Annotated in this window: 21 protein-coding genes; 15 read left to right on the forward strand and 6 right to left on the reverse strand. The window is 41.1% G+C overall.

Annotated elements, in window-relative coordinates; translation table 11 throughout:
• Positions 1-298: 298 nt before the first annotated feature.
• Positions 299-1,468 (reverse strand): iron-containing alcohol dehydrogenase, encoded by a 1,170-nt coding sequence (locus ACK5MF_RS06720; RefSeq protein WP_416920578.1) that lies wholly within the window; start codon positions 1,466-1,468, stop codon positions 299-301.
• Positions 1,469-2,063: 595 nt separating this feature from the next.
• On the opposite strand from ACK5MF_RS06720, the gene ACK5MF_RS06725 reads away from it, so the two are divergent.
• The 10 genes from ACK5MF_RS06725 (at position 2,064) to ACK5MF_RS06770 (ending at position 13,895) form a co-directional block, all read left to right on the forward strand.
• Positions 2,064-3,479 (forward strand): undecaprenyl-phosphate glucose phosphotransferase, encoded by a 1,416-nt coding sequence (locus ACK5MF_RS06725; RefSeq protein ID WP_416920580.1) that lies wholly within the window; start codon positions 2,064-2,066, stop codon positions 3,477-3,479.
• Complete coding sequence (locus ACK5MF_RS06730; RefSeq protein ID WP_416920582.1) at positions 3,463-4,758, forward strand: capsular biosynthesis protein; 1,296 nt, start codon at positions 3,463-3,465, stop codon at positions 4,756-4,758. Before ACK5MF_RS06725 ends, ACK5MF_RS06730 begins: the two co-directional genes overlap by 17 nt.
• A 51-nt stretch (positions 4,759-4,809) precedes the next feature.
• Positions 4,810-5,358 carry a polysaccharide biosynthesis/export family protein gene (locus ACK5MF_RS06735; protein ID WP_416920677.1) on the forward strand — a complete coding sequence of 183 codons (549 nt, stop codon included), beginning with the start codon at positions 4,810-4,812 and terminating at the stop codon, positions 5,356-5,358.
• Positions 5,359-5,392: 34 nt separating this feature from the next.
• Positions 5,393-7,543 (forward strand): GumC family protein, encoded by a 2,151-nt coding sequence (locus ACK5MF_RS06740; RefSeq protein WP_416920584.1) that lies wholly within the window; start codon positions 5,393-5,395, stop codon positions 7,541-7,543.
• 4 nt (positions 7,544-7,547) lie between these two features.
• Positions 7,548-8,774, forward strand: coding sequence for a lipopolysaccharide biosynthesis protein (locus tag ACK5MF_RS06745; protein ID WP_416920586.1), 1,227 nt, complete (start codon positions 7,548-7,550; stop codon positions 8,772-8,774).
• Positions 8,775-8,902: 128 nt separating this feature from the next.
• Positions 8,903-10,162, forward strand: a complete 1,260-nt coding sequence (locus tag ACK5MF_RS06750) for a capsular biosynthesis protein (RefSeq protein WP_416920588.1) — start codon at positions 8,903-8,905, stop codon at positions 10,160-10,162.
• Positions 10,155-11,153, forward strand: coding sequence for a glycosyltransferase (locus tag ACK5MF_RS06755; RefSeq protein ID WP_416920590.1), 999 nt, complete (start codon positions 10,155-10,157; stop codon positions 11,151-11,153). The genes ACK5MF_RS06750 and ACK5MF_RS06755 overlap by 8 nt, the downstream gene beginning before the upstream one ends.
• Positions 11,150-12,361, forward strand: coding sequence for a glycosyltransferase family 4 protein (locus ACK5MF_RS06760; protein ID WP_416920592.1), 1,212 nt, complete (start codon positions 11,150-11,152; stop codon positions 12,359-12,361). Before ACK5MF_RS06755 ends, ACK5MF_RS06760 begins: the two co-directional genes overlap by 4 nt.
• Position 12,362: 1 nt before the next feature.
• The gene (locus ACK5MF_RS06765; protein ID WP_416920594.1) at positions 12,363-13,472 is read left to right on the forward strand and encodes a glycosyltransferase family 4 protein; all 1,110 of its coding nucleotides are present in this window, start codon (positions 12,363-12,365) and stop codon (positions 13,470-13,472) included.
• A gap of 18 nt (positions 13,473-13,490) precedes the next feature.
• Complete coding sequence (locus ACK5MF_RS06770; RefSeq protein WP_416920596.1) at positions 13,491-13,895, forward strand: hypothetical protein; 405 nt, start codon at positions 13,491-13,493, stop codon at positions 13,893-13,895.
• A gap of 56 nt (positions 13,896-13,951) precedes the next feature.
• On the opposite strand, the gene ACK5MF_RS06775 is transcribed toward ACK5MF_RS06770, so the two are convergent.
• From ACK5MF_RS06775 to ACK5MF_RS06785, 3 genes are all read right to left on the reverse strand, one after another.
• On the reverse strand, positions 13,952-14,212 hold the full coding sequence (locus tag ACK5MF_RS06775) for a hypothetical protein (RefSeq protein WP_416920598.1): 261 nt from the start codon (positions 14,210-14,212) through the stop codon (positions 13,952-13,954).
• Positions 14,213-14,629: 417 nt separating this feature from the next.
• Positions 14,630-15,679, reverse strand: a complete 1,050-nt coding sequence (locus ACK5MF_RS06780; RefSeq protein WP_416920600.1) for an STAS-like domain-containing protein — start codon at positions 15,677-15,679, stop codon at positions 14,630-14,632.
• A 408-nt stretch (positions 15,680-16,087) separates the two neighbouring features.
• A complete protein-coding gene (locus tag ACK5MF_RS06785) occupies positions 16,088-16,405 on the reverse strand; it encodes a DUF496 family protein (protein WP_416920602.1) in 318 nt (105 codons plus the stop codon).
• Positions 16,406-16,587: 182 nt separating this feature from the next.
• On the opposite strand from ACK5MF_RS06785, the gene ACK5MF_RS06790 reads away from it, so the two are divergent.
• The 5 genes from ACK5MF_RS06790 to luxQ all read left to right on the forward strand — a co-directional run bounded on the left by ACK5MF_RS06790 (position 16,588) and on the right by luxQ (position 21,645).
• The gene (locus tag ACK5MF_RS06790; protein ID WP_416920604.1) at positions 16,588-16,791 is read left to right on the forward strand and encodes a hypothetical protein; all 204 of its coding nucleotides are present in this window, start codon (positions 16,588-16,590) and stop codon (positions 16,789-16,791) included.
• 66 nt (positions 16,792-16,857) lie between these two features.
• Positions 16,858-17,511, forward strand: a complete 654-nt coding sequence (locus ACK5MF_RS06795) for a YceH family protein (protein WP_416920606.1) — start codon at positions 16,858-16,860, stop codon at positions 17,509-17,511.
• The gene (locus tag ACK5MF_RS06800) at positions 17,508-17,807 is read left to right on the forward strand and encodes a GIY-YIG nuclease family protein (RefSeq protein WP_416920608.1); all 300 of its coding nucleotides are present in this window, start codon (positions 17,508-17,510) and stop codon (positions 17,805-17,807) included. The genes ACK5MF_RS06795 and ACK5MF_RS06800 overlap by 4 nt, the downstream gene beginning before the upstream one ends.
• Positions 17,808-17,991: 184 nt before the next feature.
• Positions 17,992-19,080: an autoinducer 2-binding periplasmic protein LuxP gene (locus ACK5MF_RS06805; RefSeq protein WP_416920610.1), complete on the forward strand. Its 1,089-nt coding sequence runs from the start codon at positions 17,992-17,994 to the stop codon at positions 19,078-19,080.
• A gap of 12 nt (positions 19,081-19,092) precedes the next feature.
• On the forward strand, positions 19,093-21,645 hold the full coding sequence (gene luxQ / locus ACK5MF_RS06810; protein ID WP_416920612.1) for a quorum-sensing autoinducer 2 sensor kinase/phosphatase LuxQ: 2,553 nt from the start codon (positions 19,093-19,095) through the stop codon (positions 21,643-21,645).
• Between the two features lie 34 nt (positions 21,646-21,679).
• Here the strand turns inward: luxQ and ACK5MF_RS06815 are convergent, their stop codons facing one another.
• Together ACK5MF_RS06815 and ACK5MF_RS06820 are read right to left on the reverse strand one after the other, a co-directional pair.
• Positions 21,680-22,348: a PilZ domain-containing protein gene (locus ACK5MF_RS06815; RefSeq protein ID WP_416920614.1), complete on the reverse strand. Its 669-nt coding sequence runs from the start codon at positions 22,346-22,348 to the stop codon at positions 21,680-21,682.
• 139 nt (positions 22,349-22,487) lie between these two features.
• Positions 22,488-23,012: a hypothetical protein gene (locus ACK5MF_RS06820; RefSeq protein WP_416920616.1), complete on the reverse strand. Its 525-nt coding sequence runs from the start codon at positions 23,010-23,012 to the stop codon at positions 22,488-22,490.
• Between the last annotated feature and the right edge of the window lie 157 nt (positions 23,013-23,169).

A 23,169-nucleotide genomic window follows, 5' to 3' on the forward strand; every position in this document is an offset into this window, starting at 1 on the left:
TCCCACCCTCAATCACAGTATTGGTCTGACTAAGTATTGGGCTTTGCGCTATTTTGGACGCTTACCCACCAGTACCGCCGAAACAGATTACGGTTAGTTGTGTACATCTAACTTCCTATGGCTTCCTTCAGACCCCACCGTTAGCCCGTGACGCCCTTGCCATTCGGATTGTCTTCCCCTTAGTCAGGGTGACTCCACTTTCTTTCAAGTGGACGGGTTTGCCAGCTTTGCTGGGCAAACAAAAAAACGCCAGCATTGCTAGCGTTTCTCGTCTATGAACCCTGAACAAAGAGGAGTGTTAGTAACACTCTTCAAGAATGCTCAGCACTTCTTCTGTCGTCAGTTTTTTGTAGCCATTACCCAGAATAACAGTAGATTCTGCAATTTTTGGCAGCATCTCTTTGGTTGCGCCAAATTCTTCAAGTGAGGTGACGATACCACATTCTTTAGTGAACGCTTCCAGTGCATCAATCCCTTCAAGCGCGATCTGCTCTTTGGTTTTGCCTTGTGCTGAGACACCCCAAACCTGAGTCGCGTAACGTACAAACTTATCCAAACCAAATTTGTAGATTAGGCGGTAGTAAGGCAGAGAAACAGCCGCTAGCCCCATACCGTGTGCACAGTCGGTATAAGCACCTAACTGGTGCTCAATCATATGAACTTGCCAGTCTTGAGTCTTAGAAAGACCGGTTACGGTGTTGAGTGCCAAGGTCGCGTTCCACATGATGTTACTGCGTGCTTCGTAATCTTGGGGATTTTTAAGCGCAACGCGTAGATTATCGATTGAAGACTTCAGTAAACTTTCAATGACGTAATCAGTCGTATTGGCACCTTGATCAGAAAAATACTGTTCCATCAAGTGTGACATGGTATCGAATACGCCACTTACCATTTGGTACTCTGATACAGTGAAGGTGTATTCTGGGTTTAAAATAGAAAACTTAGGATAAGCGATAGGTGGGAACACACGACCCGCTTTGGTTTTGCTCTCTTCGTGAGTGATAACAGAGCCACCATTCATTTCTGATCCGGTACCAACCATGGTCAGAATAGAGGCGACAGGTACCACTTGATTAGAAACGTCTTGCCATTCCAACCAGTATTTTTGGAATGGGTCTTGGTCCGTACAGTATGCTGCGACGGAGATACCTTTGGCGCAGTCAACCACTGAGCCACCACCGACTGCCAGAATGAGGTCAACGTTGTGCTCACGCACAAGCTCAGCACCTTCCATCATTTTGCTGTAAGTTGGGTTTGGCATCACGCCAGAAAGCTCAACCACTTTTTTACCTGCTGCAGTTAGGCTAGCGATGACTTTATCGTAAAGACCGTTTGATTTAATCGCATTACGACCATAGACCAACATTACAGTGTCACCATATTTTGCTAGTTCACTGTCCAGTTTAGCGAGTGAGTCTTTACCGAAGTGAATGGTAGTTGGGTTGTAGTAGGAAAAATCGAGTTGCATTGTCACACCCTTGTTGAGAGTTGCAGTTAGCGTTCTGAATAGCATTGATGCTAACCGTATTATACACCCGCATAAAATGCAGATGACGTTCAATATAGGAGATATTTTAGTAACACAATATGGAAAAGAGAATGCAAAATCTTCTTTCAGTATTGCCTATTCTTCCAAAATGGCATGTTTAAAAGAGATAGATGTCTAGCATACTGGTGGATCATTAGCACGATTTTGCAAGCAAACAGGTTGTTTCTTTTTGATGTCTCAAAAATGAGTCAAATTTAAATTATCATTTATCATTTATCAGTATCAAATATAAGAAAAAACCTACTTATGTCGGCGTGGTAATGTGAGTCTAAAATAGGGATAATCTCTGCAACCGATTGAATGCTCGGTAAAATATATCTATAGTGATATGCAACCTGTGGCAAATTTGTTTTTGCCATGCTTGTAGCGGCAATTTAGCCGCGTTTAATCATACTTCTTCTAGAATTACATAGAGTTGATGCTGTGACATTTATATCTTTAAAACAAAGAGATGACCACACGAGTTAGGTCTAGGATAGAACCATAGAATTTTGATCTTTAAGGCGGTAGGGATATGACACCAAGAAAAGTATTGAAGTTGGCGGACGATGGCTACGCAACACTGTTAAAAATGGTCGATTTCCTGCTTATCAACCTGATGTTGACGAGTATTATCGAATCTCTTGGTGATCATGAAACGGCGATTGATATTTTAGCTGCATTTATCTTTTCAGTTATTTTCCTGTTGGTTGGTGAGTACTGCAAACTCTATAGCTACCGTACTTTACGACGTATTCGAGCTTCGTTTTTTCGCTTGCTTGCAACCTTAACGATTTCAGTACTAGTGATGGAAGTTGTAAAGTACTTTTTCAAGAATGTTGATGGCGTCACTATCACCAATTTAAATCCTACCGTTTTCATTTCTTGGTATCTGCTTGCTTATGGTGTTTTGCTTGCAGCTCGTCTTATTCCTATTGCGTCTGTTCGAATCTTCCGTCAAAAAATGAACCAAAAACAGCGTATTGCTATCATCGGTATGACACCGGCAGGCATTGCGATTTCTCGTTCACTCCTGAACGAATACCACCTAAATGATATTGATGTTGCTTACTATGACGACCGCGGCGAACAGCGTTTTGGGTATCTCACTAAAATCCCTTATAACGGCAAGGTTGATGGTCTGTTGGAAAAGGCGCGCAAAGGAGAAATTGACGAGGTATATGTTGCCTTACCTATGGTGGCAAAAGATCGAATCCGTCATTACCTTGAGCAACTTTCTGACAGTACCGTAGATACTTATTTGGTTCCTGATTTATATACCTACAACATCAGTATTTCGAAAGTTAAATCAGTGAATGGTGTACAAACATTCAGTGTCTTTGGTTCTCCATTTGATGGCGTTGGTGCGGTAATTAAACGGGTAGAAGACATTATTATCGGTTCAATCATTACTCTGATGATCTCTCCCGTGTTACTGGCTGTCGCTATTGGCGTGAAGATGAGTTCTCCTGGCCCGGTACTTTTCAAACAAGATCGCTATGGCTTAGGTGGTAAAAAAATCAAAGTTTGGAAGTTCCGTTCGATGAAAGTGATGGAAAACAGTGAAGTAGTAACGCAAGCAACTAAAAATGACCCACGAGTTACCAAATTCGGTTCCTTCATTCGCAGAACATCTTTAGACGAGCTACCTCAATTTATTAATGTGCTGCAAGGTTCTATGTCTATTGTTGGCCCTCGCCCGCATGCGGTTGCTCATAATGAAGAGTATAGAAAGATAGTCGACAACTACATGATTCGACACAAAATCAAACCTGGAATTACCGGCTGGGCGCAGATCAATGGTTATCGTGGCGAGACGGAAACGGTCGATAAGATGGAAAAGCGTATCCAGTTCGATATTCAATACATGCAGAACTGGACATTATGGCTTGATTTCAAAATTATCTTTTTGACGATTTTCAAAGGTTTTGTGAGTGAAACTGCATACTAGGCTGCTGTGTGTTGCTGCTCTGTTGGTTCCTGTCGCCGTTCAGGCAGATCTGAAAGCAAAATCTCATATTGGTATTGCTGGTATTGATTTTCAAAGCAGTGTTGATACCGCGTATGGGGTTGGTGACAACGTAACTTATCAAATTGATGATGAGGATAAAATTGAATCAAATTATTGGACAGTTTCACCAGAGCTGAAAGCGATAGGTCAGCGAGGCGAAGATCAATATCTTCTTATGTATAAGGGAAGTTACAACCGCTATGACGATTCGCATGAAGATGATTCAGACAGTCATTTCATGATGTTTGATGGCTATTGGCGTTACGGCTTAAAGCATGGTTTGAAATGGAACATTCAGCAGGGGTATGGCGCAGAAGAAAGAGGGCTTGGTTTAACCGAAGGTTTTAATCAATCACAGATGGAACAATATGGCTTCGGTGATTCAGGCTTAAAGTATTCGCAGTTCAATACCAGTCTCCGCTACAGCTACGGCGCGCCGAAAGGGCGAGGAAAGCTGGATGTGATGCTGCAAACTAAGTCTTTTGATTATGAAGATAAAGCCCATATTCGAACAGCGGATCGCGCCTTCTATCAATATGTGCTGGAACAACAGTGGCAAGAAACGACAGGTTTAGTAGAGCTATTCGATCAATACAGTGATGACAGTCGATTTCGATACAGTTTGATCACTAACCGTCGTCACTATGAGGCGAACAAGAAAAAAAATAGCAACGAATACTATCTTTTGTTTGGTATTAAGAGTGTGAGAAGCGGTAAAACCACCCTTGAGGCAGATATCGCTGCTTTGTACAAAGCGTTTCCTGAAAACACCGCTTCAGAAAGTTTTTTAGGTGCAAACTGGAACGCTTCGATGGAGTGGAAGCCCTATAGACATGACATATGGACATTACACACTTCACAACGGGTGAAAGATCCAAGACAAGAGGGTGGCTACATTCTTGATGGCATATACGGCATGTCTTGGCAGCATTATTGGTGGGTAGATAGGTTTTCTACCACACTAAGTTATGAATATGAGACGGAAGATTATCGTATGGAGGACAGTAATCGATTTGATAAAACTCAAACAGCGAAATTTGCTGTGGGTTATGACTTCAGACCGTCGATACGTTTTGAAATGAACTATCAGTGGAAACAGTTCAGTTCAAATGAAGATATAGATGTACTTCACATCGGTGAATTTGATCAGTACTCGATTATAAGGCGATTAGGTTACGACCAATCTTATGTCGAGTTGCAGTTAAGGGTGCAAATATAGATGCGTACATGGTTGGTATTTTTTCTCACCTTCGTTATGTCATTACCGATAATGGCAGAGCAAGCGGTGCAAGATAATTCAAAAGTTCATGATGAGCAGCCGTCATCGACTCAGCAGACTAATTCCCAAGCACAGCAAAACTTGGATGATTACCTATTAGGCACAGGCGATAGAATCGAAATTATCGTTTACGGTGAGCCTGATATGTCGATGAAATTCAAAGTCAGCAAATCTGGTGTGGTGAACTTTCCGTATATCGGTGAAGTGGTGATTGCAGGACGCCCACCAAGTGCAATTGAAACTGAAATTGAAGATCGCTTGAGAGGGGATTATCTGTTGAACCCTTCAGTTACCATTAATATGGAAGCGTTTCGTCTGTTTTATATCTTTGGTGAAGTGACATCACCAAATGGTTATGAGTTCCAACCGAGATTAACAGTGGAGCAAGCCATTGCGATTGCTGGCGGTTTTACCGATCGCGCTGACCGAGACGACATCAGTATTCGTTCTGGGGCCACCAATGAAGTTATTGAAGACGTCGAGCTGACACACCCTGTCCAGCCTGGCGATACCGTAATTGTAGAGCAGAGTTTTTTCTAATATGGCAGTTGGTATGATAGAAAGTGGTCAAAAGATGGAAAGTAGTATTGATTTTGCGCCATTCCTAAAAACATTAAAGAAAAACTGGTGGAAAATACTGCTGTTCACTGTGGTGGTGACAGGTGGTTGTTTTCCGCTTATCTCTGGTATGACGTCGAAGTATGTTTCTACTGCCACGGTACTTTTAAAAGCGCAGGAAGATAACGCGACACCTATCGAAAATGTTGATGGTTACGATTCAACTCGCTCTCCTTATTACATTACTCAGTTCAATTTGATGCAGTCTCGTGTGGTGTTAGAGAAGGCTATCCGGGATTTAAAACTTAATGAAAATCCTCGATATAACGGTGGCGTGACTGTTAACGATAGCATAAGAGAATTACCAATGACCGAAGCTGATTTAATGAAAGCGACGGTGCAAAATATTCGTAAAAACCTCTCTATATCAGAAGTGCGCTTAACTCAGCTTGTTAATGTCTCTTATGAAGCTGATGATGCAGAAGAAGCTGCTCGTATTGCCGACGGCATTGCTCAAGCGTTCATTGATTATTCCGTAGATAAAAAAATTGAGAAAGTGAAAGCTGCTCAGCAATGGAATGAGCAGCAGATGGAAGATCTACGCCAACAAGTGGCGAAAAAGAAAAAGGAGATGGAGCTGTTTCTTAACAAAGAGGGCTTAATCACCTTTCAAGGCATTGATGGCTTTGAAACTCAGCAACTCAGTATCATGACTGAACGCTTAGCCAATGCGACTGAACGCCGTATGTTGGCGCAATCTCAATACGAGTTAGTGGTGCAAAGCATTGATGCTCCATTAGATGATCTAGCTGCTATTCCTGAAATCTCCAACCACCCGCAATTACAGGACTTACGTATTGCGATGATTCAAGCAAAGCGAACGCTGTTCGATCTGCAAAACCGTTATGGTCCCAAACACAACAAAATCCTCGAAGCCGAAGCGCAAATTAAAGCGATTGAATTGCAATTTCGCCGATTGTTAGTTGAGTTAAAACTAGGTCTGTACAAAGAGTATCAAGCGCAACTAGCGAAAGAAAACCGTTACAAAGCTCTGCTCAATGAGCAGAAAAATGGTTTCAAAGCAATGGTTGCCAAGCGTGATGCTTATGAGAGTATGCAGACCGATTTACAGAAAACGGAAGATCTCTATAAAGACATGTTCTTACGCAGTAAAGAGCAGGAGCTTTCTTCCAGTTATCGTGAACCCGATGCGATTCTGTATGACCCAGCAGCGGTAGCAAGAACGCCAGCGAAACCCAATAAAGTACTGTTGCTGGCTATGGTCTTTATTATGTCTTTTGCTGTGTCTACACTTTACGTCATTATCCGGGCGGCTATGGATCAGAAGATTTATAACCTGACCCATGTGTTGAAAAAATTAGGTTTGAAGCCATTGGCAGACTTGCCTGAAATGGATCAGACAGAAGACAGAAGTGAATTGGTGAATCTAATCAGAAGCAATCCATTTGCGATGGAGTCTTTCCACGGCATCAAGACGGCGATTCAGTTGGCATCACCAGTTGCATATACAATAGGTGTTGCATCAAGCACTAACAAAGAAGGGGCAACGCTCGTCTCGCAATTATTGGCAGACAGCTTAAGCCGCAGCCATAAAACATTACTGTTGGATCTCGATTTTCGCAGTAATACAGGTTTATCGTTATCATCATCACTAACGCCAGAATTTTTAGCAGAATCTGCCCCAGAAATGGAAGTAAATGAACTGCGAGGCGCGGCTCAGTGGAACCGTGCGCCTTCTGGAATGAGTGATAAAGAACTTATCATTACGCTTAATGACAAGCTGGATTTTCTTCCGCGCGGAACCCTTGAACAGTCACCATTAGTCTATTTTGCCAGCGATCAGTTCGTGCAAATGATGCAAGAGTTGCCTGATCTTTACCAGCGAGTCGTTGTGAATTTGCCTAGTTTGACAGATAACAAAGATACCCAATTAGCGGCGAAAACTATGGATGGCGTTATCGTGGTGATGCAAGCCGCGTTGCGTTCGGTTCCGGAAATTCGTCAAGATATTCAGAAATTGAATCAACCGGATATCACAACTATTGGTGCGGTATTGAACCGAGTTCAGGCTGACAATCTTCAAAGCGAAGAGAGCAAGCAGTTTATTGCTCAAGGTAGTTTTTCAGCACTTTTAGCTAAGGGCTAATGCCATGGGGTTAATCAAAAGTATTTCGACTATTGCCAGCTCTTCGATGCTTACCCAAGTGATTGGGGCATCGTCCATTTGGTTTGTATCAAACCGATATGGTATGGATGAGGTCGGGATCTATGCCATGGTATACAGCATTGTGTTGATTGGCGCACAGATCTGTACTTTTGCATCACAGCTTTTGATTCCTAAACAGCAAGATCAACATTTAGCGCAAAATGTTGTGTTCTGTATTATCCAAACAACGGTTCTGGCCGTTCCATTTACAGGGGTGACTGTTTGGTTGTTTGATAAGCCTTTTGCGCTCTATTATTTGCTTACGTTAGCTCATGCCTGGATTTTGGTTTCAGAGAACCTGTTACTACGTGATGAAAAGATGACGCTATTGGCATTTCAACGCCTATTAGCTTCTGCTTTGGTATTGGTGTGTGTGTTAATTACCCCCACAGCTGAGCTCCTCTATTGGAGTTGGGCAATGACACTGATTGCTATTGTCTTTTTATGGTTGCTCTATTCGATACCATTTCGTCGCATGGCTTGGAAACAATGGTCGTGGTCGGCTAATCGCGAGTTCTTTAAGCATAATAAGCAGCACATTATCAGTATCGGTAGCGCTGAAGTTCTGGCAATGGCAAACAGTAATTTGCCGACGGTGCTAATCAATTACTGGTTTTCTGCGGTTACGGCGGGTTATTTCGCCATCGTTAGTCGTTTCTGTCTATCGCCAGTGGTGATTATTGGCAATGCGGTCCGCAATTCCATTTTCTCTAAATGGTCGCTTGATTTTCGTAACCAACGTTTTAACTTTCCTGAGTTTATTAAAGTTCGCAAACTTCTTTTCGCCCTAGGGCTCATCGCAACCGCAGGTGTGTTTATCTTTTATCCGTTAGTGATGGAATTTGCTGCGGCGAGAAACTGGATTACCCATGAGTGGGTCGAGTCGATTCCGACGTCACGTTACATGTTGCCATACTTATTCCCAGCCCTTGCGATTTGTCCTCTAACGGTTATCGAGCTAGTATTTGGCTCTCCTAAGTATTTCTTACGTATTCAAATTGAACAACTGGCCGTTGTTATTGCTGCATTTGTTATTTTACCGTATTTCTACAACGACTATGCGTATTCTGTAATAACGTACTCTGTTCTTTCAGCCGTACGTTATGCATTCATTTATTTGAAAGTGAATCAAAGAGCCCGTTCGATGCGAGATGGAATGGAGGCAAAGTGAACCTCAGTCTAAATAGCGGACTTTATCTTCAAGTCGTCACATTAACTACTCTAATACTCTGTGGAACGGTTCAATATTTCACAGGGATAGGAGCTGTGCTTTGGTTGCCGTTTCTAATGATGTGCTTAATGGTTCTGTTTCTGATCATGCAGACCCGTTACAGCGTGTTTTACCTGGACCATCAAGAACGAGTCGTGTTGGTGCTGTTTATTAGCTTGTTTGCCCTAGCAATCGTTTCAACGCTATTGCAAAGTGGTATTAAGGTAACGATTGTCGGAATGAAAAACGAGTTAGCAATTTCTCTCCTCATGTTTTGCTTGCTGCTCGGATTTGTCCGCGAATCTCAAATATATCGAATTACCAAAACACTCTACTGGGTTTTCTATATTCAGTTTCCCGTTATCTTGTATCAAATTCTTATTGTGCTGCCTAAACGCGTTGCGTTTCGTGGTGAATATGAAAAATGGGATGCAGTAGTTGGCACATTTGGCGGTGATCCTATGAAAGGTGGGAATACCGCTGTGATGGGGCTTTTCTGTTTGCTGATTATGCTGCTCAAGCTTTCAGAATATAAACATGGTCTCGCATCGAAGTTGAATACCGGATTGCACATCATTGCAGCGTTTTTCCTCTGCGTATTAGGGGAAGTAAAATTCGTCATATTGATCTCACCATTTCTGCTTGTGTTTGTCTGGTTTTCTCCAAGCTATCTTACTGGAATGAAACGTCTGGATCTGAAAACTGCGCTGATGATCATCGGTGGTCTGTTTGGGCTGATCTCGCTAGCCATCATGATACTGGCTGCGTCTTACTCCTCTGCTTTTGCTGTAAACTCAGACAAAGGTGCGTTGGACATATTTATCGACTCTCTTTCCTATGTGTTTGACGCCAATTACATTATGGAAGACACGGGCGAGTTAGGCCGGATGACAACAATATTTTTCTGGGGAGAGCACAGTGACTTATGGGGATTACCCAGCCAGTTGTTTGGCTACGGACTGAATGCTACTAACCGAGGCAGCACAGTTGCTCCTGGATTTCTTAACATCATATTTAATGTGCTCTTGGATTCCACCTCACTGAGCATGCTGCTTTGGGAAATAGGTTTAGTAGGCACCTTATTATTTTTCGGAGCCATAGGCTACGCGCTTCATATTGTTATGCCAAAACCACACATTCCAAGAGAGCAGATAACGGCAGAAGATGTACGTCTGCTTTCTTTCCAACCAGCGTTTATTGCATTTGGTATGGCAGGCTTGTTGAGTCTTCCATACAGTCAAACTCTGATGATAGTACCTATGCTTCAGTTTCTGTTCTATTTTTCAATAGGTGCAGCATTAGTTATCCGGAAGTCAGTTTTAACCATAAGTGAGCCTTCCTATGGGTGAAGAAATCAAAATTAGTGTCATTATCAAAACGTATAATGAACAGGCTGGGATCGCCAAGACCATTACCAGTATCCGCGAGAATTTATCTGATTATTCGCATGAGATTATTGTCGCAGACAGTCTGTCTTCTGACGATACTCAGTCCATCGCGTTAGAATACGGTGCTATCGTTGCTACCTTAGTGAATGGTGATGATCGCTGTTGCGGTGTCGGACATCAATTAGGTTATCTGCACGCTAAAGGTGAGTTTCTGCTGCTGATGGATGGTGATATGGAGCTCGCGCCAGGTTTTATAGAGCAGGGTATCGCTTATCTGGATACACATAGAGATTGTGCTGGTGTTGCAGGTATGGTTGAGATGGATGATGCACAAAGCTACGAGTTTAAATCTCGCAAGCAGCGTTTGCATAAGATCTACCCTGTAGGAGATACTTCTCACTTAGGTGGCGGTGGTTTATATCGACGCTCAGCGATTGAACAAATAGGTTACTTAACTAACCGCAATCTTCATGCCTATGAAGAGGCGGAACTTGGCATGCGCTTAAAACATGCCGGGTATAAACTACACCGTTTGGCTATCCCATACTTTTCTCATACTTCTTATGACATGTCTTCCATCGAATTGATGAAATATCGTTGGAGAACTGGCTATTTGTTTGCCTCTGGCGAATTATTAAAAAGTGCTTGGGGAAAGCCACATTTTAAAGACGCATTAAAAGTGGTAAAAAACGAAGTCATCTTTACTCTTTATTTGCTGATTCTGGCTATCTCTATCCTCACATTCCATACCAAGGTTATTGCAGTCGTTTTGTTGCCATTAATCGCTTTTTTTACGCTAAAAGCGTTAAAAAACCGCTCGCTAAAAGATGCATTACAAAGTGTGATCAATTTAAGTGTGTTTTCTGCTGGACTTATTCGTGGTTTAAGTTGCCGTTTAAACGATCCTAACCAAGCACCAGATAACCGAGTCATTAAAGGAGAAGAACAATGAAAATATTGTTAGTAAATAAATTCTTCTTTATGAAAGGTGGCGCTGAAACGGTGTTCTTTCAAGAGCGGGAAATGTTAGAGCGTTCTGGTGCCACTATCATCGATTTCTCTATGAGCCATGAAAAAAACATTACGTCAGCCTACAGTGACTATTTCGTCTCAAACGTCGATTATCACGACGGCAAACAGAGCTTAATGGATAGCGTTAGAACCGCCATTAACTTTATCCATAACAGCGAGGCTTGCGAAAAGCTAAAAACCTTGATTACCAAAGAACGGCCTGAAATTGTCCATTTTCACAATATTTATCATCAGCTTACACCGTCGATAATCAAGGTCGCAAAGTCTTTGGGCTGCAAAACAGTACTGACCGTGCATGACACGAAAATCGCCTGTCCTAGCTACACTATGTATCGTGACGGTCATACCTGTGAAGCATGTTTGCAAGGTTCGGTATGGAACGCATTTAAATATCGTTGTCAGGAAGGTTCGCTCTTTAAGAGTGCGTTATTGTCTCTAGAAGCGACATATCAAGCTGTTGCCAAAAATTATCAAGCCGTAGACGTCATTGTTTCTCCAAGCGAATTTTTGGCAAACATTATTCGGCAAAAATTGCCATGTAACCGTATTGATGTTGTTGTCAATGGTATTGACGAGCATGTTGACAGAAATGGCGTGAGAGACGAGCGTTACTTTCTTTACTTAGGGCGTTTAAGTGTCGAGAAAGGTGTTGCGACTTTGGCCGAAGCATATCAACGTTCTGAGCAACTGATACCTTTGAAAGTGGTTGGTGATGGTCCTCTTTATAATGAGCTAGTTTCTAATTACGACAACATTGATTTTCTCGGTTTCCAAAGTGGTGATTCGTTGCATCAGTTGATAAAAGAGTGCAGTGCGGTGATTGTGCCTTCTGAGTGTTACGAAAACTGTTCAATGTCGGTTATTGAAGCCATGGCTTACGGCAAGCCGATTATTGGTGCAAATATTGGTGGCATCCCAGAGCAGGTTAGAGAAGGCGTTGAAGGACGTTTATTTGAATCAGGCAACCCAGATTCTCTAGCAAAAGTGATGGACGATTTTGCAAAACACCCAGAGCAGGTTACAGAATTCGGACATCGTGCCCGTCAGCGTTTAGAAAACAAATATTCGTTAGCGCGCCATGAAAATACGTTAATGAACTTGTACCAAGAACTACTAAGTGAGAACTAAAATGACAATGAAGATCACTGTGTTGGGTACCCGTGGAATTCCTGATGTGCTTGGCGGTGTAGAAACGCACTGTCAACATCTGTATCCAGAAATCGTTAGGCAATCTGGTGCCGAAGTATGTGTTATTGCTCGTTCACCTTATGTCTCTTATCAACAATCTGAATACCAAGGTGTCAAAACCAAGGCTATTTGGGCGCCAAAGAAGAAGTCTCTTGAAGCTATTCTGCATTCCACATTAGCGGCATTTTCAACCCTGACCGATGGTTCAGACGTGGTTCATGTACATGCTATCGGCCCGGGTTTGGTTGTTCCTTTACTGCGTCTGATGGGTAAAAAAGTCATCTTTACCCATCATGGACCAGACTACGATCGTCAGAAATGGGGGCGATTTGCTAAGAAAATTCTGCAATTGGGTGAAAGGTTTGCTTCAAAGTGGGCGAACGAAGTGATCGTGATATCGGATGTGATCAATAATATTATTAAAGACAAGTACCAGCGTTATGATGCAAATTTGATATACAACGGTGTGCTTGAAGTACAGCCTTTAGATAGCGCTGTTATTGAAAAACATTTGGCGAATCATGAACTCAAATCTAAGGGCTACCTAGTGGCTGTTGGGCGATTTGTTGAAGAAAAAGGCTTTCACGATCTCATTGATGCTTATGCGAAATCAGGGTTAACAATACCGCTAGTATTGGTTGGAGATACCGATCATGAAACGGTTTATAGCTCGGAACTTAAGGCTAAAGCGCGCAATACCAAGGGGGTTAAAATGACCGGTTTTGTTAAAGGTGATGAGCTGAAAGTTCTCTTCTCGCAAGCTCGGTTGTTTGTAATGCCTTCTTATCATGAAGGACTACCGATTGCTTTGTTGGAAGCTATGTCCTTTTCGTTGCCAACGATAGTGAGCGATATTGCTGCAAATGCAGAAGTGGGCTTAAATAAGCAAAGTTATTTTCCGGTTGGTGATGTGGATGTGTTAGCCAGTAAACTTAAGAGCCTTCCTGAGCAAACGGAAGTGGATTACTCCACTTACTTGGAAAAGTATGACTGGAAGAAGATTGCCGCTCAAACTCTTAACGTTTATAAAAAAGCGGTACGTTTAAAGTAGCTAGCGGGTAATCAATTAGTGTCGTCTCACAATCGTTCAGACAGAGTCATTAAGCATTTTTATCACACATTAGATAGTGATATTGCAAAATCGTTAAACGATGAACAAAAGCACGCAATAGAGCATGCTGTAAAATCAATGGGGTTAGCAGCAAGACATTCCATCGATATACGAGAAACCGTATCATGGTTTGGTAAGCGCTTTTATTTCGTTTTTCTATGTGGCAGAGACCACCGTCGGCAAGTACGTGAACGTTCAAAACTTGTTCATGTTATTCTCACGCTGTTGGTACTAGTCGGCTTGGTATCAATCTTCCTGTTGGCAATGCTCGCTTTGTACTTAATTAAGTCTGCACTGGGTATTGATATTTTTAAAGGATTTTCATTCGGAATATGGGATTGGTTTAAAGAGCTATTTATATAAATTAAGCCCAAGTGAAGTATAACACTTGGGCTTTTTTATTCAGATGTATGCAAAAGTTAAGCTAGGTTTTGAATGCCTTCCGCTTCAGTTGCTTTTTTTTCTCGGTACATTGCCACTAAGTAATATACATTGACAACCGCGATGAAGGTGTTTGCAGCAACGACTGGTAAAGCACCAATAATTAAACCGTAACTTGCAAACAGCGCACAACCGATAAAGTTTAAAACACGAAGTTTTACGATGTCTTTCATAGTTAGAGAAATAGCAACCATGATTGACGCTGCGTAACCCATGATTTCAATAGTTTGCATATCCATTATATAGACCCTCTTTAAATGCCGGACTTGGTATCACCGGTACCAATCTTCTCGTCGTGAGATAAATGAGGGAGCTCCGTGCCTCGAATGGTCTAAGTTGATTAACGGACGCCAATATACCAAGAGTCAAAGTGTGATGAAAGCCTCAATATTGAGGAAATAGAAGGTTAGCGATTACGCAAACGTTTTACGTCCAAGCAGAAGTATAAAATTATTGTGTGTTCTGCAAAATTGAGAGCAAATGTATTTGCTAGGTAGAAGGCTCGAAGAATTTAAGTTGTGGGATGTGCAATTTGATACGCAAAAAATTAAGGTAGGGTTATATTTGAGCACAGCCCTTGGGGAACTGTACTCACGGTTATTTTAGATTGGGATTTTTAGAGAAGTGTCGAGCGCGATCGTTCGTTTTTGATCGTTTTATATTTCTGATTCAGCACGTTTTATCATATTCTCTACATCCACAGCAGCGTTTCTATAGCGAATGTGAATATCAGGATTCATATTTCTGTAGACTCTAAATATCTGATCTGCAAAGGCTTGACCAATCATTTTTACGTCTTCGAAATCGAATATGACATGTTTGAAATTTTCTATTCGAGCCAGTAGTCTCTTTGCTTGACTTCGAGACACTAACTGCTCTTGTCCAAATTGTGCTAATTTCACTGGGATCACCGTTTTATTAAAAGCGTAGTCATCATCTTCGCTAGCTGTATATTCAGTAAATACTTCTAGCTCCGTTCTGCTTGAATCTATAGAAATTCTCATACCAACCCAAGTTCCTAATAATTCTTCAACAAAATCGTGTTTCTCTTTTTCATTCAAATAATCATATGATTGATTATGGTGATGATCGAACCGTAGTCCTTTGGATTCAATGACAAAATCATCAAACATTCTCGAAGTAAAGAATATACCCTGACCAGAATGATTTTCAGGATCTGTTGTTAGTTTTCCTTTCGATAATTCCAAAATAGCTTGTCTTTCGTCAATTAAATGACAAAGTCTAGCGATTCTCTTAAAGATTCCTTCACCATCATCCATTACCATCAATGTTACCGAATTAGTATCTCGATGCATATTAACTATACATTCTCGACCTTCAGAATGATCTATTACATTGTTTACCATTTCGGTAAACCCATAAAACAATATGCCTTCAACATTACTAGGTAAATCGTCGGTTACCCAAGAGAAATACTTTCTATAAACTAAATCTTCTGCAACGTTACCGTCTAATTTAATGGATTGAACTTCATCGCGAATAGGGCCAATAGAATAAACACGGCTACGAGTTGTGCCACTTGATATAAGTTTTCTTTCATCAACTAGTGCTTTGATATGCCTATTCACAGCTTGACGAGTCATGCCAAATGATTCACCAATATGAGTCGCTGGATTCGTGTTACCATTTTTTACTTGTTGAAGAATCTGATTGCGAATGAATTCAGTTTTTTTATTGGTGCTCATCTGTTGTACCTAATTGTTATCTACTGCACTGACTGAATAGTAAACCTTTTAATCATTTTATCAAGACATTTGGAAACTTAATTTGTTGATTTTGGAAACTACATTGCAATTATTAGAAACAAAAGAATATTAAACCTCGATATTGCAAACAGTGAGTTACGCCCATTTTGCTCCAGATTACTTGCAAGATGCGGTCAGGTTTAACCTTCTTAATAAACTTATATAACTGTGTCTATTTCAGCAAAACCACCCAAAGAAAAAGATCCACATTTTGACTACTTTTACTGTAAATATTGATATTGCTGTATAAATAAACAGGTATTGTATGTGTTTATTTTACTATGTTTTCTCGTTTTACGGGTAATAAAAAACCCGCCAAATGACGGGTCTTAAACAAAGCGTGGCACCTTATTTCTTTGCTTGGTGTGCTTGTTTGTCTTGTTCTGTTAACTCGCGGATACGGCGGCTGATGTCGCGACGCTCTTTAGAGATCTCAGCGCTTTTGATGATATGGTCATCAACACGATCTTCGTAATCCGCTTTCATGTTTTTAACGATAGTCATGATTTCTTCTTGAGTCATCTCTGGTTTGATGTAATCAACCAAGTTTTCAAGCAGATCAACACGCTTACGGTTATCACGCACTTTCTTTTCGTTATCGATAAGTTCGCGCTTTAGTTTGTTTTTACGACGAGCTAAGCTCACAATTTCAAATACGCTGTTCATAGGTCCCTTTTCCTATTCGAATGCAACTAGCAGTGATTAAAGCACATCGTTGCTACGCATAACAGACTTAAGATCAAACCTTACAACAACTTGTCCAATTATTCATCAGTTGAAGCTGTACTTGATTGTACTTCACATCCCAAGCGCTATATGATGTGTTCAGTTAAACTCTAAGTATCGAAATGAACATGCAGCCCTCTGAAATTGTTGTTTCTCATCTCAACACAACGCAAGTTGAAGACAAGCATAACGTCAAACTTCGTCAAGCTTACCTTCGAGAACGAAAGGTTATGGAGCATATTGATATCGAACTCAATCGTTCAAAAATTATTATTATGGACGAGAATGGCAAGATTTTGAAATTTGCCATGGTTTTGGAACATTAAACGGTTTTATTAGGCGCTGTCATTTCATAGCTGTCATTTCATAACAAAAGGAAAAGGAAAATAAAAATGAACTTAGAACTGAGTCCTTTAGAAGCACGAGTTATCGGCTGTTTGATTGAAAAAGAAGTGACAACCCCAGACTACTATCCTCTCACCTTGAATAGTTTAACCGCAGCCGTGAACCAAAAGAGTAACCGTGAACCCGTGTTGTCGCTTAGCGATGCCGAAGTTCAAGATGTGGTTTCCGAGCTAATTTCTCGTCGGCTAGTAAGCGATGAAAGTGGATTCAACAGCCGTGCAAGCAAATTCCAACACAGATTTTGTAATACCGAATTTGGTGATTTAAAGCTCAACCAACAAGAGCTGGCAATTATTTGTTGCTTGTTTCTACGGGGACCGCAAACTCCAGGTGAACTGAGAACTCGCACCAACCGTTTATGCTCGTTTAATGATGTTAAGGAAACAGAGGCGGTATTAGAAAAATTAGCCTCCAGAGAACCCGGTGCTTTAGTGATAAAGCTACCTCGTGAGCCGGGTAAACGAGAGTCTCGCTACCAACATCTCTTTTCGGGTGAGATCGATTTAGACGCCTACGCCGTTGAGTCTTTGTCCGCAAGTAGCCCATCCAACAGCAAAATTGATGCACTAGAGGCTGAAGTTGCAGAGTTGCGTCAAGAAGTCGCTGAGCTAAGAGTACTGATTGAAAAACTCATGTCATGACAACCCTAAGTAATCGAGAAAAATTGTGGTGGGTGTACTTTGTACGCACTCCACAAAACGCCCTTTATTGCGGAATTACCACCGATGTCGATCGCCGTTTTAAACAACACTGTTCGGGAACTGGCGCAAAAGCACTCAGAGGTAAAGCGCCGTTAGAGTTAGTTTGGTTCCGCCAGACTGGCAAGAGTAAAAGTGATGCTCTTCGTTTTGAGTATCGGATAAAACGTCTGAGTAAGAGTGAGAAAGAGCAGCTTATTGCCCAACCATCTCTTTGGAATATCCTGGTTGCTGAGTAACATAATGTTATTTCATGTCATGCAAGTGTCTTGACGAAAATGTGCTATCAATTATGTCCCATATGCATAATAATCCTTAAGGACACGTTAAACTTGGCACGAGTATGTTTTTAAAACTATTCCTATCGATCTAAGTGAATAATAAATTAAAAGCGTATAAGACGAATGCGAACAGGCGAATAGAATGAAAAGAGCCTTATTATTTTCTTTGGTTTTTACTGCAACACCTGTATTGGCAGCGCAAGTTCTTGATGGCTACTGGCATTACAAAGAATTTTTAACCATCAATCCTACTGAAAATGAGTTGACAGATTCTTTGACGGAAGCCGTGAGAGGTCGTGCTGTACCCATCTCAGTGACTCAAGATAAGCCCGTGACCATATCTGTTGTCTATCCCGGCCAACAGCTCTCTGATTACTGGGTACGTAATATCAAAGCTTTTGAAAAGCGAATGGAAGAGTTGGGTATCCAGTATCAGTTAAATCAGGTATTTACCCGACCGAATATTGATATGCGGCAGCAAAGCTTGTCTTTGATGGAAGCAATCAAGAATAACACTGGATATTTAATCTTTACATTAGATACCACGCGTCATAAGAAGTTTATCGAACATGTATTAAATTCGTCGGATACCAAACTTATCCTGCAGAACATCACAACACCTGTACAAAGTTGGGAAGGTCGTCAGCCTATGATGTATCTGGGTTTCGATCACGAGCTGGGAGCTCATCACATCGCGGATTATTACAAGCATACCATTCCTAAACATAGTAAGTATTCTGTGCTGTATTTTTCTGAGGGCTATATCAGTGATGCTCGTGGGAACAGCTTTATTCAGGTTATGGAAGAGGACAATGCCTATAAGCTCTCATCTTCTTTCTATACTAAAACGACGGAACAGAGTGGCTACGAAGCAACACTGAACATCGTTAATAAAGATCCTAACATTAAATTTATCTATGCCTGTTCTACGGATGTCGCATTGGGTGCAGCCAAGGCACTTAAAGAGCTAAATCGCCAAGATATTAAACTCAATGGTTGGGGGGGCGGTTCAGCAGAGCTTGAGGCCTTAGCTAAAGGGGAGCTAGACGTAACCGTGATGCGAATGAATGATGATACTGGTATCGCGATGGCCGAGGCAATTAAATGGGATATCGAAAAGAAACCGGTGCCGCTTGTTTATTCCGGTGATCTGGTCGTTGTCACCAGCGAGGATTCACAACAGTCAATCGAAAAACTAAAACAGCGTGCTTTCCGTTATTCAGATAAGTAAGGTAAACAAGTCGTGGTAAGAAGTATCAGACCAATAAAGCAGAAGAAAAAAATTGCGTCCTATATCAGTCATGCAATTGTCGTTGCTCTCGGTACTTTGATCATTATGGTGTTATTTCAGAGTTATCAAATCAGTAGTCGTTTGATAGCCCAGGAAATGCTGAGAACTTCAAAGCAGACCTCGAGCTTAATTCAAAGCCTGTTTGATTTTCGCCTTGCTACCCTTCAAATCCACCAGGACAGTAGTGCGAAAAACGCTACTCTTGTTAAGGCGATTCATAGTGGTAAAGAAGAGGAGCTAGACCAATATTTCCTAACCGTTGACCAGTTAGAACTTTCTAACACTCCCGATATCCGTTTCATCACTAGCCAGAAAGACATGCTTTGGAATGACGGAAACGCACAGTTTTATGGGATTGAAACAAAAGAGTTGGGCAAAATTGTGCGTCGAGTTTCTGTTAGTCGAAACTGGCATTTAATCAAAAGCCCTTCCTTGCTTGGTCCCACCTATTTATTGGTAAGACGTTCATCGATTGTTGATCCTGCTACTGGCGAAGTTTTAGGTTTTCTTTATGTATCGATAATGCTTAATGACAATTACGCGCTTATAGAAACCGTTAAAGATAACAGTAATGCAAAAAATTTAGTGCTAGCTGTGGACGAGGATATCTTGTCTTCTACTCTCAACGGCAACGAACTATATAACGCACAACAGATAATTCGTAGCGAAGCAGGCGAAGCGTTAGACGATAAAAACATAGTGAGTAAAACTATGTTAGAAGTGGAAGGTGTACCCACTTATTTGTCTGTATTTTCAGTACAGAGTAACCAAAATGCACTTAAACTTAGAGACGGCTATTACTTCTGGATCGCGTTTGCGCTGACGGCTTTGCTTGGCGTTGCGATTATTACTCGCTGGTGGTTACATAAAAGGATTAAATGCGAAATTGATCAACTGATGTCATACACTCATAAAGTCGCGGTACAAGGGAAGGAGTATTTTTTCCCCGGTTCGCATATTTATGAATTTGATCATTTCGGACGTACTCTTGAAAATACTTTCCAGCGTCTTGCTGAACAAGAGAAACAGTTCGAGGATCTGTTTAACTTCTCTCTCTCACCAATTATTCTTTGGTCTACGGATGGCTATATCATTCGTATGAACCCTGCGGCGCAGAAGGAATTTATTGGGTCTAAAGGCGAAAGTAAAAAGCTTTTCAGGGTGTTAGAAAAGCTGCTTGTGCCAGATATTCAAATGGCGGCCAATGGTGATACAGCTAAAGAGCTGATGACGGAAATTGATAAGAAAGTATTTCGTTGGAGTATTTCACCGATAGTCATTGAAAACAAAATTGAATCGATTATCACCCAAGGGCAAGACGTTACTAGCTTTGCTGAAGCGGAAAAACAAAGTCGTATAGCACGTAAAGAAGCAGAAGAGTCGGCAAGAGTTCGTGCAGACTTCTTAGCTAAAATGAGCCATGAATTGCGTACACCACTTAATGGCATATTAGGTGTGTCGCAACTGCTTAAAAGATCCATCACTAGCCCTGAGCAAGTTGATCAGATCAATGTTTTGTGTAGCAGTGGGGAGCATTTACTTGCTGTACTGAACGATATTCTCGATTTTTCAAAAATTGAACAAGGGCAATTTCGTATACCTTCGTCGGAGTTTAGGCTTATAAACGTAGTTTCGGCTATTGAACAAATATACAAACCCATGTGCCTAGAGAAGAACTTAGCATTTAACATCGTGTCTGATATCGAAGATGGGGTTGTGGTAAATAGCAATCAGGTGCGATTGAATCAGATTCTGTACAACATCATCAACAATGCTTTGAAGTTTACATGTGAAGGCAGCATCACGATTCATTTATCATTGCAATATGGCGATCCAGATCAACTGTATGTAACGGTGAAGGATACCGGTATTGGTATCAAAGAGTCTGATCTGAAGATTATTTTTGAACCATTTATGCAAGCTGAACCAACGACAACGAGAGAATATGGCGGCAGCGGGCTTGGGCTTACTATCGTACATAGTTTGGTTGCCATGCTCGGCGGTACTATTCAGGTTGCGTCTGAATTTGGTAAAGGTACTGAATTCAAAATATTTTTGCCTGTGGAAGTTGTTTCTCGTGGAAATACGACAACCTTAAACCAAGAGGAAAACAAACGTTTTTCACTGTTTGATAAGGCATTGAAAGTGTTGCTGGTTGAGGATAACCATACCAATGCGTTCATTGCTAAAGCATTCTGTGAGAAATATGGCATGAAAGTCGAGTGGGCAAAAGACGGCATGCAGGCCATAGAGAAAGTGAAATCTGAAGGTTACGACATCATCTTAATGGACAACCAATTGCCATTTTTGGATGGTGTTGATGCGACTAAGGTGCTTAAACAAGAAATGCAGCTAACGACACCGATTTTTGCCTGTACTGCTGATGGTATGGAATCGACTCAACAAGCATTTATTGCAGCGGGTGCTGAATATGTAATAGTTAAGCCGATTAAAGAAGAGAGTTTGTATCAAGCTTTGCTCTATTACAAGCAGACCTATTGCTAAGGCTCTCCTATTGTTAGAGCTCTGCTGATACAACTCATATGGAACCCGCGTTAAATGCATGTTCCAGCACTTCTTTACGCATTTTCTCTGACATATTTATAGTCTCGCTAAACTTAATCCCAATAATATGTCCTTTAGATTCTTTGCTAATTTTAACGATTTGGCAGCTAAGATTATCAGGTAAGGCGTTCATCAAATCACAGCGTATATCAACTTTAGTTCCTACAGCTAATTCATTTTCACCAGTAACGAAAATGCCGCATCCAGAAACCGATAAGTCGACCATAACTCCCGATGTTTCACCATTCAATGTACTAATAATGGAGGGTAGTGATACAGTGTAACGTTCATGTTCACGTATGGTTTTGGTTGCAAAATGTTTAGGTGGGCGTAAAAACACCAAGCTAAATGGTCTTCTAATTGACTGATACGTTGAAGTTTTAAAAGCAATAATATGACCAACGTCTTTGTTGCAGATACCACGTACAACGACCTGCACATTAGTGAGTTTGCGCATGACTAATAGTTCTAATGCCTTGGTTGGTAAATCGATGATTAGATATTGCTCAACTTTATGGCCAATGAGTGAAGTCGTAAAATCATAAGTGTCGTTTGGACCAAACTGAACACTGACAGACAGTTTCATTCCTATCTGGAGGTATTTTTCGAGCTCTGCGGTGCTATTGGAACTGGATGTCGACATATTTAGTTCAACCTTGCCGTGTCAATTATCGTTATTTAGTACCCAATGGGCTTGAGTATATTACAAAAATTCTCGAATTTTTGTTGAATCTAAATTAAATATGACGACATCATTTAAAGAAATGAGAACTGACGCTTGTTCAGTAATTGAAGCGAACACCCATAGCGATTTGTGGCCCCCAAATTCCTGCATTTCGTGCTTCTGCGCTTAAAGAAAGCTGCTCTGTTGAGTGAAAGCGTAGACCGCCAATAAAAACGCTGCTTTCATCTGCACGCCCTACTTTAAGGTGCGCTTCCAGTTGATTTGTTAACCAAACTCTACCACCAACGTTAAGTTCGTAGATCAATTCAGAGTCATCGTTTTCTTCTTTGCTATAGTTCACATGGTGGAGCAACATTTGTCCGTATATATCAATGAACTGGTTAACTGGGCCATTGAAGCCAATACCGCCAGCGATATCCCAATCATTCTCAAAACGGGAATCAGCGCGTAACACAAAATGTGAGTTGTTGGTGAAGTTGGTACTAAATTCACCGCCAAAAGATTCAGGACTGATTGCCGTTCTAACCTCGAAAAAGTTGTAGTTAAAATTGTTTGCCATAGCTGTATGTGGTGTCGCCAAACACAAGCTAATCAAACTTAGAAAACCTGCCTGTTTAAACATAAGAATGTTCGTCCTGAGTGAAATAAAAGATAAAGATACATTAATCGTAAGCAATTTACAGACCATTTTAGCCTAAATCCGACACGTTATATAAAAAAATTCTGGATAAGACTTCCTTATGATATTTATTTGGACTATTTGTTATCAAGTATTTGAT

It is taken from the genome of Vibrio sp. (genome assembly GCF_047973365.1).
GTDB lineage: Bacteria > Pseudomonadota > Gammaproteobacteria > Enterobacterales > Vibrionaceae > Vibrio.

Bases quoted from the DNA above. Each gene is read 5' to 3' on its own strand.
- ACK5MF_RS06800 (WP_416920608.1), top strand. From the start codon at position 17,508: ATGACAACCCTAAGTAATCGAGAAAAATTGTGGTGGGTGTACTTTGTA.
- ACK5MF_RS06780 (WP_416920600.1), bottom strand. From the start codon at position 15,679: ATGAGCACCAATAAAAAAACTGAATTCATTCGCAATCAGATTCTTCAA.
- ACK5MF_RS06765 (WP_416920594.1), top strand. From the start codon at position 12,363: ATGACAATGAAGATCACTGTGTTGGGTACCCGTGGAATTCCTGATGTG.
- ACK5MF_RS06815 (WP_416920614.1), bottom strand. From the start codon at position 22,348: ATGTCGACATCCAGTTCCAATAGCACCGCAGAGCTCGAAAAATACCTC.
- ACK5MF_RS06745 (WP_416920586.1), top strand. From the start codon at position 7,548: ATGGGGTTAATCAAAAGTATTTCGACTATTGCCAGCTCTTCGATGCTT.
- ACK5MF_RS06760 (WP_416920592.1), top strand. From the start codon at position 11,150: ATGAAAATATTGTTAGTAAATAAATTCTTCTTTATGAAAGGTGGCGCT.
- ACK5MF_RS06755 (WP_416920590.1), top strand. From the start codon at position 10,155: ATGGGTGAAGAAATCAAAATTAGTGTCATTATCAAAACGTATAATGAA.
- ACK5MF_RS06735 (WP_416920677.1), top strand. From the start codon at position 4,810: ATGGCAGAGCAAGCGGTGCAAGATAATTCAAAAGTTCATGATGAGCAG.
- ACK5MF_RS06725 (WP_416920580.1), top strand. From the start codon at position 2,064: ATGACACCAAGAAAAGTATTGAAGTTGGCGGACGATGGCTACGCAACA.
- ACK5MF_RS06750 (WP_416920588.1), top strand. From the start codon at position 8,903: ATGGTTCTGTTTCTGATCATGCAGACCCGTTACAGCGTGTTTTACCTG.
- ACK5MF_RS06795 (WP_416920606.1), top strand. From the start codon at position 16,858: ATGAACTTAGAACTGAGTCCTTTAGAAGCACGAGTTATCGGCTGTTTG.
- ACK5MF_RS06785 (WP_416920602.1), bottom strand. From the start codon at position 16,405: ATGAACAGCGTATTTGAAATTGTGAGCTTAGCTCGTCGTAAAAACAAA.
- ACK5MF_RS06775 (WP_416920598.1), bottom strand. From the start codon at position 14,212: ATGGATATGCAAACTATTGAAATCATGGGTTACGCAGCGTCAATCATG.
- ACK5MF_RS06805 (WP_416920610.1), top strand. From the start codon at position 17,992: ATGAAAAGAGCCTTATTATTTTCTTTGGTTTTTACTGCAACACCTGTA.
- ACK5MF_RS06740 (WP_416920584.1), top strand. From the start codon at position 5,393: ATGGAAAGTAGTATTGATTTTGCGCCATTCCTAAAAACATTAAAGAAA.
- ACK5MF_RS06790 (WP_416920604.1), top strand. From the start codon at position 16,588: ATGAACATGCAGCCCTCTGAAATTGTTGTTTCTCATCTCAACACAACG.
- ACK5MF_RS06820 (WP_416920616.1), bottom strand. From the start codon at position 23,012: ATGTTTAAACAGGCAGGTTTTCTAAGTTTGATTAGCTTGTGTTTGGCG.
- ACK5MF_RS06720 (WP_416920578.1), bottom strand. From the start codon at position 1,468: ATGCAACTCGATTTTTCCTACTACAACCCAACTACCATTCACTTCGGT.